A 16,916-nucleotide genomic window follows, 5' to 3' on the forward strand; every position below is an offset into this window, starting at 1 on the left:
TGAAGAAGGAGAAGCCTTGTCTGACATTCGACGGATCCAACTCGACGTGACCGGCATGACGTGCCGGATGTGCGAGGCGCATATCGCCCTGAAACTGAACACGATCACTGGGGTGCAAGCATCGGTGGACTTTCCGACTGCGACCGCCACGATCGACGCCGACCCCACCGTGGCCGTCGCCGACCTGTGCGCGGCCATCGAAGATGCCGGCTACCATGCCGAGCTGCGGGACGAACGGCTCCGCACCCCTGCGGATGCCGCGATTCCCGGAGGTCCGGTGAAGCGCATCGCCGGGCTGGCGCGGTTCCTGTCACGCGGCCGACGCGCCCAGGTCGCCCACTAGACCTGGCTGGCCACTCCCCGCGGGGCTCAGCTCTGATAGACCCGCGGGTCCAGGGTGCCGATGTAGGGCAGGTCGCGGTAACGCTCCACGTAGTCCAGGCCGTAGCCGACCACGAAGTCGTTCGGGATGTCGAAGCCCACGTAGGAGATGTCGACGCCGGCGCCCAGCGCGTCGGGTTTGCGCAGCAGGGTGCACACCCGCAGGGACCGGGGCCGCCGGGTGGCCAGGTTGCGCAGCAGCCACGACAGCGTCAGACCGGAGTCGACGACGTCCTCGACGATCAACACGTCGCGGTCACTGATGTCGCGGTCGAGGTCCTTGAGGATGCGCACCACCCCCGACGACGAGGTCGACGAACCGTAGGAGCTGACCGCCATGAACTCGAACTGGGTGGGCAGCGGAATCGCCCGGGCGAGGTCCGTGACGAACAGCACCGCGCCCTTGAGCACCGTGATCAGCAGCAGGTCACCACTTTCGGCGCGGCCCTCGGCATAGTCGCCGGCGATCTGCGCGCCGAGTTCGACAGTGCGGGTCCGGATCTGCTCCTCGGTCAGCAATACCGATTTGATGTCACCCGCATACAACTCAGGTCTCTCCCCCGGCGAGATCGCAGCCACCAGCACAGCGTGCCATGGCCGGAGTTCGACAACCAACTGCAGCGGAGGAAATTCACGTCCGGAGCTCAGATCGGCTCGCGGCGCAGCCGCAGCAGACCGTCGCCGCGCATTGCAAAAAGCCGCTGTCCCCGCAGGTCCGACCCGATCGCCACCCCGCCTTGCCCGCGCCATGCGGTGATCAGCCGGTCCACTGCGCGGATCTGCAGGTCGGTCAGGCCACGCCCGCCTCCGTCGATCAGCCAGCGCCGGATCACCGCGCGGCGCACCGGACCCGACAACTCCGCCAGCGCAGTTGCATCCAGCGCGTCGCCGGCGGTGGCACCGGGCAGCGCCTGCTCGGCCAGCGCATCGATGAGCTCGGTGTTCTCCCGCAGCGCGATCGCGGTCCGGGCCAGGGCTTCGGCCACCCCGCCGCCCAGCACGTCCTCCAACAGCGGCAGCACTTCGGCACGCAGCCGTACCCGGGTGAAGCGACCGTCGCTGTTATGGGGGTCGAGCCACGGCGTCAGCCCCAGTTCGGCGCAGGCCTGGCCGGTGACTGCGCGTCGTACCCCGAGCAGCGGCCGGCACCACGGTGGGTCGTGCGGCCGCATCCCGGCCATCGACCGGGCTCCCGAACCACGGCCGAGCCCGAGCAGCACCGTCTCGGCCTGATCGTCGAGCGTGTGTCCCAGCAACACGGGGGCGCCGCCACGGGCATCGGCCAACGCTGCGTAGCGGGCCGTGCGGGCCGCAGCTTCCGGCCCGCCTCGAAAGCCTTTGCCTCCGACGGTCACCGGAATAACCTGCGCGTCAACACATCCCAGCTCGAGTGCCTGACTTCGCGCGGTCTCGGCCACCTGGGCCGAACCTGCTTGCAGGCCGTGGTCGACGATCAGCGCGGTAGTGGGCCGCATTAGGGCGGCGACGGCGGTCAGCGCCAGCGAGTCCGGTCCACCGGACAATGCCACCGCCCAGCCTCCGCCCTGCGGCAGATATTGCTCGGCGAACGTCCCCAGCGCGGCACGCAGCTGGGCTAGAGCACCCGGTCGATCCACCGTCGGGGTTCTTCGATCTCGGCGGGCAGCGGCAGGGTCTGCGGACCCGACCAGACCGCGTTGAACCGGTCCATGCCGACACGGTCGACCACCGCGTCGACGAACGCCTTGCCTCGGGTGTACTGGCTCATCTTGGCGTCGAGGCCCAGTAACGCCCGCACCAGTCGTTGCAGCGGTGGTTGGCTGCGCTGACGGCGTTCCTCGAAACGGCTCCGAATGGTCGCCACCGACGGCACCGCCAGCGGCCCGACCGCGTCCATCACGTGATCGGCGTGGCCTTCGAGCAGCGTGCCCAGCATCAGCAGCTGGTCCAGCGCCGTGCGTTGCTCCTCGGACTGCACCGCCCGCACCAGGCCCAGAATCCCCGACGGGCCCGACGACTCGGCGTTGTCACGCCGTCCCCGCAGGTAGTCAGCCAGCCGGCCCACCACCTGGGTGAGATCCGGGCTGCTGTCCCCGGTAAGCACCGCCAGTGCCTCCGACATATAGCCGGCCAGCCACGGGTTGACGCTGAACTGCACGCGGTGCGTCACCTCGTGCAGGCAGACCCACAACCGGAAGTCGGCCGGCGTCACCTGCAGCTGGCGCTCGACAGCGACCACGTTGGGGTAGACCAGCAGCAGCGCGCCACCGCCCGCACAGAACGGGTCGTACTGGCCCAGGATGGCCGAGGAGACGAACGCCAGCACCCCGCCGGTCTGCGCCCCCGTCAGCCGGCTGGTGAGGAAACCGGCCGGCTGCTCGGAGCCGCCCATCATCACCCGCATCGATTCGGCGGCGGCGGAGATCCACTGCCGCCGGTCGACCACCCGTGCGTCGGGGACGGGACCGTCGTCGCCCAGGCCGGTGACCTCTCGCACCAGGGGTTCCGCAGCGCGGGCACTGCCGTGCAGTTCCTCGACGACCTGGCGCCGCGTGTAGTCGGTCATCGGCGGTGCGGGACGTGCCAGCCAGCCACCGACCGTCGCGGCGAACTCGAAGTCCACCGCGCTCCCGACGCCGGATTCGCTCATCCGCATCCGCAGGTTCGCAGGACCGCGGCCAGCGCGTCGATCGCGGTCCGCCCGGTGGGTCCGGCGTCGTTGGAGATGAACGCGAACGTCAGCACCCGCTGGTCGCGGTCGGTGACGATGCCGGCCAGTGCGTTGGTGCGGGTCAGCGAGCCGGTTTTGGCCCGCAGCCAACCGGCCGCGCCGCGCCCGGTCTTGGGGTTGAGGAACCGCTCGGACAGGGTGCCGCTGCCACCGGCGACCGGCAGCATGTCCAGCAGCGGACGCAACTCGGGCAGGTCCGGCCCGGCAGCCGCCTGCACCACCTCGTCAAGGGTCCGGGCCGACAGCCGGTCATCGACCGACAGCCCGCTGGAGTCCTGCAGAGCGGCTCCGCTCACCGCGATGTGGGCGGTGGCCAGCCGGTTGGTCACCGCGTCGACCGCACCGGCAAACGAGCGGGGCCGGCCCATCGCCGCGGCCACCTCGCGGGCGATGGATTCGGCCATCACGTTGTCGGAGGCGTTCATCATCTCGCCGAGGCGGACCACCAGCGGCGCCGATCGGACCGCGCCCAGCTCGCGCCCGGTCACCGACGAGGACGCGATGCTCACCTTGTCGGGGTCGACTCCCAACTCCGCGGCCAGCGCCTTTCCGGCATCCAGCGCGGGGGTCGTCGACCGCCGGGACTCGACTGTGGTGGGCTGGATCCGGCCGCCGTCGACCATCACCGCCTCGATCGGTGCGATGTCGCCGCCTTCGATGTCCTCCGGGTCCCAGCCCTGAGCCATGGTCGGGCCGGTGAACGCCGATGTGTCGACCTGAACCTCGGTCACGCTCACCCCGCTACGACGAACCTGTTCGGCCAGATCACTGATGCGCGCGGCTTCGCGATACCAGGTGTCCTGACCGACCTCGGCCGTCGACAGGGTGGGGTCGCCGCCGCCCACCAGCACCACCACCCCGGGCTGATCGCCCGCCGTCACGCGGGTGGTGACCCGGGCGCCCTGATCCAGCGCCAGCAGGGCGGCGGCCGCGGTGAGCACCTTGTTGGTCGACGCCGGCTGCATCGGCAGGTCTTCCTGCTGTGTCCACAGCGCCTTGCCGGTCACGGCATCGGTGACTCGCCCGGTGAGCCGGCCCAGATTCGGGTCGGCCAACGCCGGGGCCATGGCTGCTGCCAGGGCCCTGCCGGCCGGTACCGGGGCGTCGTCGGAGACCGGAACCACCCCGGGTTTGGCGGTCGCCGCCGGTGCCGACGACACGACGCGCGCACCGGCGCCGGATTCGTCCGGGAGCACCACTACCGCCACGACCACCACCGCGGCGGCCAGCGCCAGCACCGCGGCCGCGATACCCAGATGGGCGCTGCTGTGTCGCCACCGAGTGGGTTGCATGTCTCTCCTGCCTGTCAGGCGCAATTGTGCCGGACGGGCGGAGTCTGGGCGTCAGTCCGGGCCGCCTAGACTGACCCGGTGCAATTCGACGTGACCATCGAAATCCCCAAGGGCCAGCGCAACAAGTACGAGGTCGACCACGCCACCGGGCGGGTCAAGCTCGACCGCTACCTGTACACGCCGATGGGCTACCCCACCGACTACGGCTTCATCGAGGACACCCTCGGCGAGGACGGCGACCCGCTGGACGCGATGGTATTGCTGCCGCAGTCGGTGTTCCCCGGTGTGCTGGTCGAAGCACGTCCGGTCGGGATGTTCCAGATGACCGACGAGGCCGGCGGCGACGCCAAGGTGCTGTGTGTGCCGGCCGGTGACCACCGGTGGGACCACATTCAGGAAATCAGCGACGTGCCCGCCTACGAGCTGGACGCGATCAAGCACTTCTTCGTGCACTACAAGGACCTGGAGCCGGGCAAGTTCGTCAAGGCCGCCGACTGGGTGGGCCGTGCCGAAGCCGAGGCCGAGATCACCCGGTCGATCGAACGGTTCAAGACCTCCGGGCACTGATTCTGCGGATCCCAGCGACGACGAACTGGGTACCGCGGCGCCGTCGATTCCGGTCTTCTCACTCAGCTGAGGTAAACCCGCGGGTCCGGTACAAGCTGGCCACCGTCGTCAGCAGCAACACCCCCACCACGACCCCCAGGCTGACCGGGGTGGGTATCTCCGGGACGTTGAGCGGCTGGCCGGAGTGGATGAACCACACCTCGTTGGTGCGCAGCGCATGCAACATCATCCGCACCCCGATGAACCCCAGGATCACCGCCAGCCCCTGGGACAGATACACCAGCCGGCTCAGCATCTGACCGAGGATGAAGAACAGCTGCCGCAGCCCCATCAGGGCGAACACGTTGGCGGTGAACACCAGGTAGGGCTGGCGAGTCAGTCCGTAGATGGCCGGGATGGAATCCATCGCGAACACCAAATCGGTGGTGCCCAGCGCGAGCGCGACCAGAAACATCGGGGTGATGGCCCACGCCCCGGCGTTGTCCCGGACGAAGAACCGCACGCCCGATTCCCAGCCGTCGGTGGCGTTGAGGTGGGTGCGGGCGAAACGCACCACCGCGTTGTTGCCGCCCTCGCCCTCACCCTCCCCGGTGGGGTCTTCGTGGCGCAGCAGTTTGACCGCGGTGTAGGCCATGAACGCACCGAACACGTAGAACGTCCACGACAACCGCTGCACGGCAACCCCGCCGAGCGCGATGAACACCGCCCGGAACGACAGCGCCAGGATGATGCCGACGAACAGCGCCTCCTGCCGGTATTTCTTGGGCACGTTGAAGCTGTTCATGATGATCACGAACACGAAGAGGTTGTCCACCGACAGGCTGTACTCGGTCAGCCAGCCGGCGTAGAACTGCATGCCGTACTTCGCGCCGTGAAAATGCCACACCCAGATGCCGAAAGCCACCGCCAGCCCGATGTAGCACGACAGCCGGATCGCGACCTCGCGCATCGTCGGCTCGTGTACGCGGCGGGCGACCAGGAACAGATCGAAGCCGAGCACGGCGCTCAGTCCCGCGAACGTCACCAGCCATTCGAACAGCGACGGGTCCAACGGTCGGCCTCCGGTCGTTGAGTCGGCGATGTTCAGCGGGCTGACCGACCGTACCCCGCGGCCCGCTTAGTATTTTCGCCGTGGTGACCGATGTCGGTGGTACCGGATCCCCCGGGTTCCCCCGTGGGCTGGCAACCGGCCCTGTCGGCCGAGCCAGTATGGCCCGGGTCGGCACCGCAACCCTGCTCAGCGCACTCTGCGGCTACGCGGTGCTGTACCTGGCGGCACGCGACCTCGACCCGGCAGGTTTCTCGGTGTTCGGCGTGTTCTGGGGCGCGTTCGGACTGGTCAACGGCGCCGCCAACGGCCTACTGCAGGAGACCACCCGGGAAGTCCGGTTCGCCCAAGACGCCCGGCCCGACCGCCCGTCCACGCCACACACCCGCCCGCTACGGGTTGCCGGGCTGAGCGGGCTGGTGGCGGCCGGTGTGGTCGCCGCCAGTTCGCCGCTGTGGAGCGGCCACGTGTTCGTCGAGGCGCGCTGGCTCTCGGTGGGGCTGCTGTGCTTCGGGCTGGCCAACTTCGCGGTGCACGCCACGTTGCTCGGCATGTTGGCCGGCGCCAACCGATGGACGCAGTACGGCGCGCTGATGGTCACCGATGCGAGCATCCGGGTGGCCGTGGCCACCGCGACATTCGTGATCGGCGCCGGCCTGGTCGGCTTCCTGTGGGCCACCGTGGCCGGCGCGGTGGCCTGGCTGCTGCTGCTGGCCGCCTCACCCGCGGCCCGCTCAGCTGCGCGACTGCTGACTCCAGTGAGCACGGCGGGATTCCTGCGCGGCGCGGCGCATTCGATCACCGCCGCCGGGGCCAGCGCGATCCTGGTGATGGGGTTTCCGGTGCTGCTGCAGGCCACCTACGGCGAATTGGGCGCTGCGGGTGGTGTGGTGATCCTCGCAGTCACGGTGACCCGGGCGCCGCTGCTGGTGCCGCTGACCGCTATGCAGGGCAATCTGATCGCGCACTTCGTCGACCAGCGTGGTCGCCGCCTGCGGGCGCTGAGCACGCCGGCGGCGGCCGTCGCCGCGCTGGGCGCGGCGGGCGCGGTGGCGGCGGGCCTGCTCGGTCCGTGGCTGCTGCGCACGGTGTTCGGCCCGGATTACCGTGCCGAGGGACTGCTGTTGGCCGGACTGACGACGGCCGCCACCGCGATCGCGCTGCTGACGCTGACCGGCGCTGCGACGGTCGCCGCAGCACTGCATCGCGCCTACGCGCTGGGCTGGGTGGGCGCCACGGTGGCCTCGACCTTGCTCCTGCTGCTGCCGTTGGACCTGCCGACCAGGACCGTGGTGGCCCTGCTGTGCGGCCCACTGGTGGGGATCGCCGTGCATCTGGCCGCGTTGCGCACCGATTCGTAAGCGGCGCAAGCGTGTATTTTCTAAACCATCGACACCCGCTACCCCGATGTCTGGATTATCGTCCCGGCGTTCAACGAGGCGACCGTCATCGGTGACGTGATCGCCGGGATCCGTTCGGTTTTCGACTTCGTGGTCTGTGTGGACGACGGAAGCGCCGACGACACCGCCGCCGTAGCCCGGCGCACGGGTGCTTATGTCGTGCGCCATCCGGTCAACCTCGGTCAGGGCGCGGCCATCCAGACCGGAGTCGAGTTCGCCCGCCGCCAGCCCGGCGCCCGACTGTTCGCCACCTTCGACGCCGACGGCCAGCACCGGGTGGCCGACCTGGTGCGCATGATCGACCGTCTCGACACCGCCGACCTCGACATCGTCATCGGCACGCGGTTCGCCAAACCCGAAGCCGCCGCGACGGTGCCGCCGCTCAAACGAGCGATACTGCGAGCCGCGGTATGCCTCAACCCCCGAATCCGCCGGCTCGGGCTCTCCGACGCCCACAACGGTCTGCGGGTGTTCAACCGGCGGGTGGCCGACCGCCTCGACCTCACCATGAACGGGATGAGCCACGCCGGGGAGTTCATCGCGCTGATTGCCGAGAACCGCTGGCGGGTGGGCGAAGAGCCGGTGGAGGTGCTCTATACCGACTACTCCAAGTCGAAGGGGCAGCCGCTGCTCAACGGCGTCAACATCCTGTTCGACGGGTTGCTGCGCAAGAGGATGTCGCGATGAACTGGATCAAGGTGCTGCTGATCGCGGCGGTGTTGGTGCTGCTGATCTACCTGCTGCTCTCGCGACGGTCCGCCCAGTCGCGAGCCTGGGTGAAAGTCGGCTACCTGGTGTTCGTGGTGGCCGGCATCTACGCGGTTCTGCGTCCCGACGACACCACCGTGCTGGCCAACTGGCTCGGGGTGCGCCGCGGCACCGATCTGATGCTGTACGTGCTGGTCATGGTCTTCGCGTTCACCACGCTGAGCACCTACATGCGGTTTCGCGATCTGGAGCTGCGCTATGCCCGGCTGGCGAGGGTGATAGCGCTCGCGCAAGCCGAGCCGCCCGAACCCGAACCCGAACCCCAACCACAGTAATTCGGAAACAATTGTCCCAGCGGTAACAGCGGGTTTGCCGCTCGTCCGATTCGGGCCCGCACTGTTACAGGTATGCGGGCGACCGAAGTCCTGGCCGAACCTCTAGCCGAAGTCACAGCGGCACTCCTGACAGTGCCGATGATCGAGTTGTACGCGTTGCTCTGGCGCGCCGGAGTGCTTGAAGTGGAACTTCCCGCGTCCCAGCGACCGCGGTCCGAGGCGTCAGTGCTTCGGGCCGGCTGACCGACCGAAGCGGTAAGGCCTCAGCGCACCAGTTCCAGTTTCGCGGACGACTTCTTCGCGGCGGCCTTCTTGACCGGTGCCTTCTTGGCCGGCGTCTTCTTGGCCGGGGCGGGCTTCTTGGCAGCCGGAGCTTTCTTCGCCGGAGCTTTCTTCGCCGGCGCCTTCTTGGCAGCTGGCGCCTTCTTGGCCGGAACCGCCGCCAGCTCCGCGGCGGGGGCAGCGATCTCCCTGGTGGGGGCAGCGATCTCCTCGGCCGGGGCCGAGAACCGGCTCGCCACGGCCACCGCGGCGGTAGCCACCGCGGCCGTGCCGAGAGCCTGCGCCCAGCCGATCGGGCCGACCGGAGTGCAGCCCAGCAGCTGGCTGACCCCGGGCGTGGAGACCATCGCCGCGAACAGTACGAAGGACCCGGCCGCGGTCGCCAGCACCATCGGCGCCCGCGAGTCGACCACGGTCTGGCCGAGTTCGGTGGTCACCAGCGAGATCAACCCCACCGTCGAGGCGCGCTGCGGAGTACCGGTCACCGAGGCCATCGCCCAGGCGGCGGTACCCGCCGCGCCGGTGACTCCGCCGCGGAACGCCACCGCGCGCCACAGTTTGCGCTCGTCGAGTCCGGGCACCGCGCCACCGATCGGGCCGGCCGGTGTGCTCACCGCCACGGCGGTGGCCGGCAGCGCGTCGGTCAGGGTGTTCATCAACAGCAACTGCCGGGTGTTCAGCGGCGAGTTCCCGGTGATGGCGGTGCCGATGACGGAGAACATCACCTCGCCGGCGTTGCCGCCCAGCAACCCGGAGATCGCCAGTTGCACGCCCCGCCAGAGTCGCCGGCCCTCGTCGATCGCGTCGACCAGGGCACCGATCTTGCCGTCGGTCAGCACCACGTCGGCGGTGGCATGTGCCGAGTCGCTGCCGTGCGCAACGACACCCAGCCCCACCGTGGCGGCCCGGATCGCGGCGGCGTCGTTGGCGCCGTCACCGACCATCGCCGACACCCGCCCGGCGCGCTCCAGGGTTTGGACGATCTGCACCTTGTTCTCCGGCGACATCCGGGCGAAGATCACCCGCTCGCAGACCACGCGCTCTTGTTCCTTGCGGTTCAACGCATTCCATTCCGAGCCGGTGATGACCTCATCGGCGCTGACGCTGACACCCATCTCGGCGGCGATCGCGGTGGCCGTGATCGGGTGGTCGCCGGTGATCATCCGGATATCGACGCCGCGGGCGGCCAGATCGGCGAGCAGCTGCGGAGCGTCGGCCCGGGGTGTGTCGGCCAGGCCGAGGAACCCCATCAGCGTCAGCCCGGAGGCGCTCACCTCCACGAGCCGGTCGGAATCGTCCTGCACCGCCCGCACCTGGGCGGCGGTCAGTTTGCCGTGGGCGACCGCGATCACCCGCAGCCCCTGGGCTGCCATCGCGGCCACCTGCTGCTCGACCTCGGCGCCGACGTTCTTGCAGGCCTCCAACACCACTTCCGGTGCGCCCTTGACCAGCAGCTCCGATCCCAGCACCGAAGCCGAGAAGGCCCGGCCGGAACGGAACGGCAGGTGGGCGTCCGGTTCGATCCAAGCCCGGGCGCCCGCCGCGGCCGCCGCCCCTTCGACGATGGCCTGGTCGGTGGCGTGCGCGTGCGCCGCACCGTCGGGAGCCGGCGCCGCCTGCGCGGCGGTGCCGAGTACGTCGTCGTCGGAGTATCCGGCCAGCGGACGCACCGTGGTGACCCGCAGCCGGTTCTCGGACAGCGTTCCGGTCTTGTCGAAGCAGACCACGTCGACCCGGCCGAGCGCCTCCACTGATCGCGGAATCCGCACCAGCGCACCGGATTTGGTCAACCGCTGGGACGACGAGTGCTGGGCCAGGGTCGCCATCAGCGGCATCCCCTCCGGGACGGCGGCGATCGCGACCGCGATCGCGTTGCCGAGCGCCACCCGCAGGCCGCCCTGGCGCAGCAGGCCGAGCGCACCGACGGCGACACCGCCGGCGGCGCTGTACGGGAAGGTCCGGTACATGAGCTGGGACAGGTGGTGCTGCAGGCCGACCTCGGACAGCTCCCCGGAGGCAAGTTCGGAGGCCCGGCGGGTCTGGGTGTCTGCACCCACTGCGGTCACCAGCGCCAGCGCCTTGCCGGCGATCACCGTGCTGCCCGCATAGAGCATGGAACTGCGCTCGGCCAGTTCGGCGCCGGGAGTCGGGTCGAGTTGCTTGCCGACCGACAGCGACTCGCCGGTCAACGAGGACTCGTCGACCTCGACGTCGGCCACTTCGATGACGCGAGCGTCCGCGGGCACCACCTCGTTGCTGCGCACCTCGATCAGGTCACCGGGCAGCAGTTGTTCGGCGGGGATTTCGTGGTAGGTCGGAGTCCCCTCGGCCCCCATCAACACGACCCGGGCCGGCGGCGCCTGCTGGGCCAGCAGGGCGTTCAGCCGGCTCTCGGCCCGCAGCCGCTGGTAGGCGGCCAGCATGGCGTTGCCGGTGAGCACCGTGCCCACCATCACGGCGTCGATCGGCGAACCCAGCATGGCGGTCGCCACCGAGCACAGCGCCAGGATCGGCGTCATGGGGTCGGACAACTCCTCACGCACGGCGTGGAAGTACGGCCAGAACACGCCCTGCGATTCCGCGTCGACCGGGGCGCGTTCGGCCAGCGGCGTCACCGCGTCCGGCTCCAACAGCTCGCGCGCCTGCTCGACCGTCATGGCGTGCCACTCGTAGGCCGGTGCCGGCTTCGGCGCACGCGCACGCAGCACCCGGCGGGCCAGCAGATACCCCGACAGCATGCCGGCGCCGGCACCGACGGTCACCGGGCCGGGGCCGCGACTCTGTCCCGCGCCGACACCGGGGATGGTCGCCCGGACGCCGCGGACCAGCAGCAGCCCGGCGATGGACGACGCGCCGATCGCGATCGCGACCCCGCGCTCGGTGGCCGACCGGGCGGCCGGGAGCGCGCGCAGCACCTGCCATGCTCCGGCCAGGTCGGCCAGCAGCAGGTCGGCATAGAACGGTGGCGGGGTGTCGGCGTGCTCGCTCGTCGGCATGACGCCCAGCGCCAGATCCGCCGACGCCAGGGCCTGCGCTGCCGAGGTGGACAGCACCGCGACGGTGCGGCCGGCCTGCTGCAGGTCGGTCACGGCCGCGGCCAGCGCGGCGTCCAGATCGTCGCCGGAGACCGGGCGGATGTCGTCGAAACCGGGACGCAGCTCACCGAGGATCTCGGTGTCCACCGTGACCAGCTCCGCGCCGCAGGCACGCCCTTCGAGCACCACCGCCGACGCCAGGGCATGGTGCGCGGGCAGGATCAGCGCGTCCACCGGTTCCTTGCGGGCCGACCCGCGGGATGTCATTCCGGGAACCCGGTGCCAGCCCGGGCGCAGTCCGGGCTTGTCGAGCAGGCTCTGCGCGCTGTTCCATGCCTTCGGCAGTTCGTGCTCGGTCGCGCCGCGGATCTGCACCACCCGGCGCTGTTCACCGGTCAGCGCCCGCGGGTCGATGACCACGGTGTCGATCTTGTCGAGGCGGCGCAGGCTGTCCGGCCGCAGCGGCAGCACCCCGTGCGCGTCCGCCAGCCCCTGTCCCAGGGTCGCGGCGAACGATTCGCAACTGGTGCGCACCGCTTTCGGCGAGGTCGCCAGGATCGCGCTCGAGGTCATGTCCAGGTTGCGGGTCAGCCCGCCCACCACACCGGCACTGACCACCTGCGCTATCGCCGTGCGCTTCAGGTAGCGCTCGGCCGCGCCGTCCGGCCGTGGGACAGGCCGCGCGGTGGTGTGCACGTCCGGGTGGTCGGCGTAACGGGCCAGCTCCGGCTCGTAGCGATTCCAGGCCAACGCCCCGGCGCGGGTCTCGGAGGCTTTCAGGCCCTCCACCATCATGTCCACCGCCAGGATCGCGGGCGACATGGTGATGACGTGCGAGCCCAGCGAGACCAGGGAAAGCACCCTTTCGGTCTTTGCCGGGCCGATTCGGTTTTCCAGGGCGCCCCGGACCAGCGGCTGATAGCGGGCCACCGACGCCGCGGCGTCGAAGATCTTCGGCGCGGCGGGCAGGCGCATGGCGCTGCCCACGGTTGCGATCGCCAGGCCTACCGCGTTGGCGCCCACCATCGCGCCCTTGGTTGCCAGCAGCAGTCCGTCGCCCGGCAGTGCCGCGGTCTCGGTCGCGGTCAGCTCGAAATTCTTCTCGACGGCTTCCACCGTGGCGCACAGATCGGCCAGCGAAACGTGGTCGCCGATCTCGACGATCACCCGCGACAGCGGACGGTTCAGCCGCACCGAGGTGACGCCGGGCTCGGCCCGCAGGGCTTCGGAAACCTCGGCACCGATATCTGCGCCGTCGGGGTCGTCGAGCCCGTGCACCTCGATCCAGGCCCGTCCGGCGCCGCGCCAGCTGCGCCGGCTGGTCAGGTCGGAGCGCTCACCGGCCAGGATCTTGGCGCCTTCGCGCAGCGGGATGGCGGCGAGGTCCAGGCTGGCCGAAGCGACGGCGCCGACGGCGTCCAGACCGAAACGGCCGATTGCGAACACATCCATGGCTGGCCTCCAGCGTCATAGCAGCGCTGGAGGTCTCTTCCGCCGGTTGCCCGGCCCACAGCCCCGGTCACCCGATGACAGGCGACGTGATGACGACACTGCGAATTGGGGAATACTCCCCTCCGACCGGCCAGTATGCCACAGACCTCAGTCGGACTTGGTCTGCCGGAAGTACGCCACGGTGCGTGTCACGCCGTCGGCCAGCGCAACCTGCGGGCGCCAGCCCAGCACATCTGCCGCCCGCGAGATGTCCAGGCAAGACCGCTTCAGGTCACCGAGGCGCGGCGGGTGGAACTCCGGGTCGTCGGGTGCGCCGACGGCCGCGGCCACCGCCGTGTGCAGCTGCCGGTCGGAGGTTTCCACCCCGGTGCCGACATTGAACCGCTGCCCGTCGCCGGCCTCGCCCGAAGCCCGCACAAAGGCGTCCACCACGTCGTCGACGAACACGTAGTCGCGGGTGTTGGATCCGTCCCCGAACACCTTGGTGGTCCTGCCCTCCAGCAGCGCTTGGGCGAAGATCGCCACCACCCCGGCCTCGCCATGCGGGTCCTGGCGGGGGCCGTAGACGTTGGCCGGCGCAATGGCCGAACACTGCAGGCCATAGAGGTGGCGATAAGCGTTGAGGTAGATCTCACCGGCCACCTTCCCGGCGGCATACGGCGAGGCGGGGTCGGTCGGGACGTCCTCACCGGTCGGATAGCGCGGCGGGGTGCCGTAGATCGAGCCGCCCGAGGAGGTGTGCACGATCTTGCGCACCCCGGCCGCGCGGGCGGCGTCGGCGAGGCGGATCGTCCCGACGACGTTGACGGAGGCGTCGAAGACCGGGTCGGCCACCGAGTGGCGGACGTCGATCTGGGCGGCCAGGTGAAAGATCACCTCGGGCCGGTGCTGCGCCAGGATGGCGTTCAGGTCCGCGGAGACGATGTCGGCCTCGACGAAGCCGAAGCCGGCGTCGTCGGCCAAGTGCTCGATGTTGACGGCTCGCCCGGTGGCGAAGTTGTCCAGCCCCACTACCTGGTGCCCGTCCGCCCGCAGGCGGTCGACCAACGTCGATCCGATGAACCCGGCTGCCCCGGTGACCAGTGCTCGCACCGGCCCACCATACCGACAGGTAAGAAAGACGGATGCGCACCCGTTTGGCCGCCCTGCCTTGGGTCTGCTGGGCAGCGGTGGGATTGATCGCCGCCCAGCTGGTGGTTCGGGCGGTGGTGGCTTTCGGGGGCTACTTCTACTGGGATGACCTGATCCTGATCGGCCGGGCCGGCACCCACCCGCTGTTGTCGCCGACCTACCTGTTCGACGACCACGACGGTCATGTGATGCCGGGCGCGTATCTGGTGGCCGGCGCCCTCACCAAGTTGTGGCCGCTGCAGTGGGCGGCGCCGGCGGTCAGCCTGGTGGTGCTGCAGCTGCTGTCGTCCTGCGCGTTGCTGCGCGTGCTGTGGGTGATTCTGGGCTGGCGGCCGGTGCTACTGGTGCCGCTGACCTTCGCGTTGTGGATCCCGCTGGGCCTGCCGGCCTTCGCATGGTGGGCGGCGGCGCTGAACTCGCTACCGCTGTGCGCCGCGCTGTCCTGGGTGTGCGCCGACGCGATCCTGTTGGCGCGCACCGGGAATCGTCGCTACGCGGTCACCGCGGCCCTGGCCTACCTGGGCGGCTTGTTGTTCTTCGAGAAAGCCGCGGTGATCCCCTTTGTTGCGTTCGCGGTGACGGCACTGCTGGGCTACGTCTCCGGTAGGCCACTGACCGGCGCGGTCGCCGGGGCGTGGCGGGCCGGCGCCCGGTTGTGGACGGCGATGCTGGCGGTGACCGCGGGGTGGGTCGGGGTCTACCTGACGGTGGTGAATCAGAAGCGGTGGAGTTTCGACCTCGAGATGACCCGCGACCTGCTGCTGCGCTCGATCACCCACGGCATCGTCCCGAGCCTGGCCGGCGGCCCGTGGACCTGGGCACGCTGGGCGCCGGCCTCGCCGTGGGCGCTGCCGGGGCCAGTCGTGATGACGCTCGGCTGGCTGGTGCTGGGCGGACTGCTGGCGGTGTCGCTGGTGCGCAAGCACCGCCTGACGCCGGTGTGGCTGGCCGCGGCCGGCTACGCGGCGGCCTGCCAGGTGCCGATCTATCTCATGCGGTCCTCGGCGTTCACCGCGCTGGAACTGGCCCAAACCCTGCGCTACCTGGCCGACCTCGTTGTGGTGCTGGCGATCCTGGGCGCGGTCGGGTTGTGCGCCCCGAACCGGGACTCGTCACGATGGCTGGACGCCTCGCGCCCGCGCACCGTGGCGGTGACCGCGCTGGCGGCGGCGTTCACCGCGAGCAGCCTGTACTCGACGGTGACGTTCCTGACCTGCTGGCGGGACGACCCGGCTCGCCCGTACCTGCAGAACGCCCAGCGCGGCCTGGCCGCCGCCCACGCCGCCTCCGAAGCGCCGCTGCTGGATCAGGAGGTCGACCCGCTGGTGCTGCAACGGGTCGTGTACCCGGAGAACCTGGCCAGCCACATGTTCGCGTTGCTTCGCGACCGACCCGAATTCGCTTCGACGACAACGCAGTTGCGGATGCTGACTAATTCGGGGACGGTGACCGACGCCCAGGTGACGTGGGTGCGCTTCCTGGTCGCCGGGCCGGTGCCGCACTGCGGGTATCTGATCCAGCCGGACCGGCCGGCAACCATGGCGCTGGACGGCCCACTGCTGCCGGCGGACTGGACGGCCGAGATCAACTATCTGGCCAACGTCGACGGCGCCATGACACTGTCGCTGTCCGACGGACCCGACGTGCGCGTGCGGGTCCGGCCGGGACTCAACCGTGTCTTCGTGCGGCTGCCCGGCGCCGGCTACAACGTGTCCGCGCGCGCCGACACCGCAGCACTGTCGGTGTGCATCGCGGTCGGCCCGGTCGGCTACCTCGCGCCCCGGTAGCGCTTCTGAAGTCGCCCTGCAAGTAATTGCTGGTCACGGCAGCGGATTGGGCGCTACGGTGTCGCGCATGCCGATGCTTCCACCGCACTCAGCCGAGCCCCACGACGGCTCGCTGGCGTCGAAACTCAACTGGTTGCGCGCCGGGGTGTTGGGCGCCAATGACGGCATCGTCTCGATCGCGGGCATCGTGGTCGGTGTTGCCGCCGCCACCGTGCAACGGGGTCCGATCTTCACCGCCGGTATCGCCGGTGTGGCGGCCGGCGCAGTGTCGATGGCCCTCGGTGAGTACGTATCGGTGAGTACGCAACGTGACACCGAACAGGCTGTGCTCCATAAGGAGCGTCGCGAACTGCAACAAGACCCGGCTGCCGAGCTCGATGAACTTGCGGGTTTGTATGAAGCCAAAGGTTTGTCGGCGACGACAGCCCGGTTGGTGGCTGAAGAGCTGACCCATCACAATGCGTTCGCCGCGCACGCTGAGGTCGAGCTGGGCATCGATCCGGACGATTTGACCAACCCGTGGCAGGCCGCGGCGGCGTCAGCCCTCGCGTTCACGATGGGAGCGCTGCTGCCGATGGTCGCGATCCTGCTGCCGCCAACGACGTGGCGAGTCCCGGTGACCGTCCTAGTCGTGCTGCTAGCGCTGATGCTCACCGGTGTGGTCTCAGCACGCTTGGGTGGGGCAAACGTCCGAAACGCGTTGATCCGCAATGCCACCGGCGGTGCGCTCGCGCTGGGCACCACTTACCTGATCGGCCAGCTGGTCGGCCACACAATCAGCTAGGCCT

Annotated in this window: 15 protein-coding genes; 8 read left to right on the forward strand and 7 right to left on the reverse strand. The window is 69.8% G+C overall.

The annotated features are described in order from the left end of the window. Positions 1 to 16 precede the first annotated feature (16 nt). A complete protein-coding gene (locus K3U94_RS21340; protein WP_230987272.1) occupies positions 17 to 343 on the forward strand; it encodes a heavy-metal-associated domain-containing protein in 327 nt (108 codons plus the stop codon). A gap of 26 nt (positions 344 to 369) precedes the next feature. Here the strand turns inward: K3U94_RS21340 and hpt are convergent, their stop codons facing one another. The 4 genes from hpt to dacB are packed head-to-tail and all read right to left on the reverse strand — an operon-like array spanning position 370 to position 4,383. Further along, complete coding sequence (gene hpt / locus K3U94_RS21345) at positions 370 to 996, reverse strand: hypoxanthine phosphoribosyltransferase (RefSeq protein WP_434084884.1); 627 nt, start codon at positions 994 to 996, stop codon at positions 370 to 372. A gap of 29 nt (positions 997 to 1,025) precedes the next feature. Continuing rightward, positions 1,026 to 1,997 carry a tRNA lysidine(34) synthetase TilS gene (tilS, locus tag K3U94_RS21350; protein ID WP_220694941.1) on the reverse strand — a complete coding sequence of 324 codons (972 nt, stop codon included), beginning with the start codon at positions 1,995 to 1,997 and terminating at the stop codon, positions 1,026 to 1,028. Then, positions 1,976 to 3,016 carry an Rv3626c family coenzyme F420 biosynthesis-associated protein gene (locus K3U94_RS21355; protein WP_434084885.1) on the reverse strand — a complete coding sequence of 347 codons (1,041 nt, stop codon included), beginning with the start codon at positions 3,014 to 3,016 and terminating at the stop codon, positions 1,976 to 1,978. The genes tilS and K3U94_RS21355 overlap by 22 nt, the downstream gene beginning before the upstream one ends. After that, positions 3,007 to 4,383, reverse strand: a complete 1,377-nt coding sequence (dacB, locus tag K3U94_RS21360; RefSeq protein ID WP_220694943.1) for a D-alanyl-D-alanine carboxypeptidase/D-alanyl-D-alanine endopeptidase — start codon at positions 4,381 to 4,383, stop codon at positions 3,007 to 3,009. The genes K3U94_RS21355 and dacB overlap by 10 nt, the downstream gene beginning before the upstream one ends. A 78-nt stretch (positions 4,384 to 4,461) precedes the next feature. Here dacB and K3U94_RS21365 point away from each other — a divergent pair, with 78 nt between their 5' ends. Continuing rightward, positions 4,462 to 4,950 (forward strand): inorganic diphosphatase, encoded by a 489-nt coding sequence (locus K3U94_RS21365; protein WP_047319855.1) that lies wholly within the window; start codon positions 4,462 to 4,464, stop codon positions 4,948 to 4,950. Between the two features lie 58 nt (positions 4,951 to 5,008). Here K3U94_RS21365 and K3U94_RS21370 read toward each other — a convergent pair whose 3' ends face one another. After that, positions 5,009 to 6,001: a TerC/Alx family metal homeostasis membrane protein gene (locus tag K3U94_RS21370; protein WP_220694944.1), complete on the reverse strand. Its 993-nt coding sequence runs from the start codon at positions 5,999 to 6,001 to the stop codon at positions 5,009 to 5,011. A gap of 158 nt (positions 6,002 to 6,159) precedes the next feature. Between K3U94_RS21370 and K3U94_RS21375 the strand changes: the two genes are divergently transcribed. The 4 genes from K3U94_RS21375 to K3U94_RS24455 all read left to right on the forward strand — a co-directional run bounded on the left by K3U94_RS21375 (position 6,160) and on the right by K3U94_RS24455 (position 8,684). Continuing rightward, a complete protein-coding gene (locus K3U94_RS21375) occupies positions 6,160 to 7,359 on the forward strand; it encodes a hypothetical protein (RefSeq protein ID WP_047319893.1) in 1,200 nt (399 codons plus the stop codon). A gap of 27 nt (positions 7,360 to 7,386) precedes the next feature. Next, positions 7,387 to 8,085 carry a polyprenyl-phospho-N-acetylgalactosaminyl synthase PpgS gene (gene ppgS, locus K3U94_RS21380; protein ID WP_220696902.1) on the forward strand — a complete coding sequence of 233 codons (699 nt, stop codon included), beginning with the start codon at positions 7,387 to 7,389 and terminating at the stop codon, positions 8,083 to 8,085. Further along, positions 8,082 to 8,441 (forward strand): DUF2304 domain-containing protein, encoded by a 360-nt coding sequence (locus K3U94_RS21385; RefSeq protein WP_220694945.1) that lies wholly within the window; start codon positions 8,082 to 8,084, stop codon positions 8,439 to 8,441. The genes ppgS and K3U94_RS21385 overlap by 4 nt, the downstream gene beginning before the upstream one ends. A 72-nt stretch (positions 8,442 to 8,513) precedes the next feature. Continuing rightward, positions 8,514 to 8,684, forward strand: a complete 171-nt coding sequence (locus K3U94_RS24455) for an Rv1535 domain-containing protein (protein WP_434084886.1) — start codon at positions 8,514 to 8,516, stop codon at positions 8,682 to 8,684. Positions 8,685 to 8,704: 20 nt separating this feature from the next. Here the strand turns inward: K3U94_RS24455 and K3U94_RS21390 are convergent, their stop codons facing one another. Both K3U94_RS21390 and K3U94_RS21395 read right to left on the reverse strand, forming a co-directional pair. Further along, a complete protein-coding gene (locus K3U94_RS21390) occupies positions 8,705 to 13,210 on the reverse strand; it encodes a cation-translocating P-type ATPase (protein WP_220694946.1) in 4,506 nt (1,501 codons plus the stop codon). Positions 13,211 to 13,357: 147 nt separating this feature from the next. Beyond that, positions 13,358 to 14,302, reverse strand: coding sequence for an NAD-dependent epimerase/dehydratase family protein (locus K3U94_RS21395; RefSeq protein WP_220694947.1), 945 nt, complete (start codon positions 14,300 to 14,302; stop codon positions 13,358 to 13,360). A gap of 32 nt (positions 14,303 to 14,334) precedes the next feature. On the opposite strand from K3U94_RS21395, the gene K3U94_RS21400 reads away from it, so the two are divergent. Both K3U94_RS21400 and K3U94_RS21405 read left to right on the forward strand, forming a co-directional pair. After that, positions 14,335 to 16,128, forward strand: coding sequence for a hypothetical protein (locus K3U94_RS21400; protein ID WP_220694948.1), 1,794 nt, complete (start codon positions 14,335 to 14,337; stop codon positions 16,126 to 16,128). A gap of 73 nt (positions 16,129 to 16,201) precedes the next feature. Next, positions 16,202 to 16,912: a VIT1/CCC1 transporter family protein gene (locus K3U94_RS21405; RefSeq protein WP_220696903.1), complete on the forward strand. Its 711-nt coding sequence runs from the start codon at positions 16,202 to 16,204 to the stop codon at positions 16,910 to 16,912. Positions 16,913 to 16,916 lie beyond the last annotated feature (4 nt).

It is taken from the genome of Mycolicibacter heraklionensis, from assembly GCF_019645815.1.
GTDB classification, from domain to species: Bacteria; Actinomycetota; Actinomycetes; order Mycobacteriales; family Mycobacteriaceae; genus Mycobacterium; species Mycobacterium heraklionense.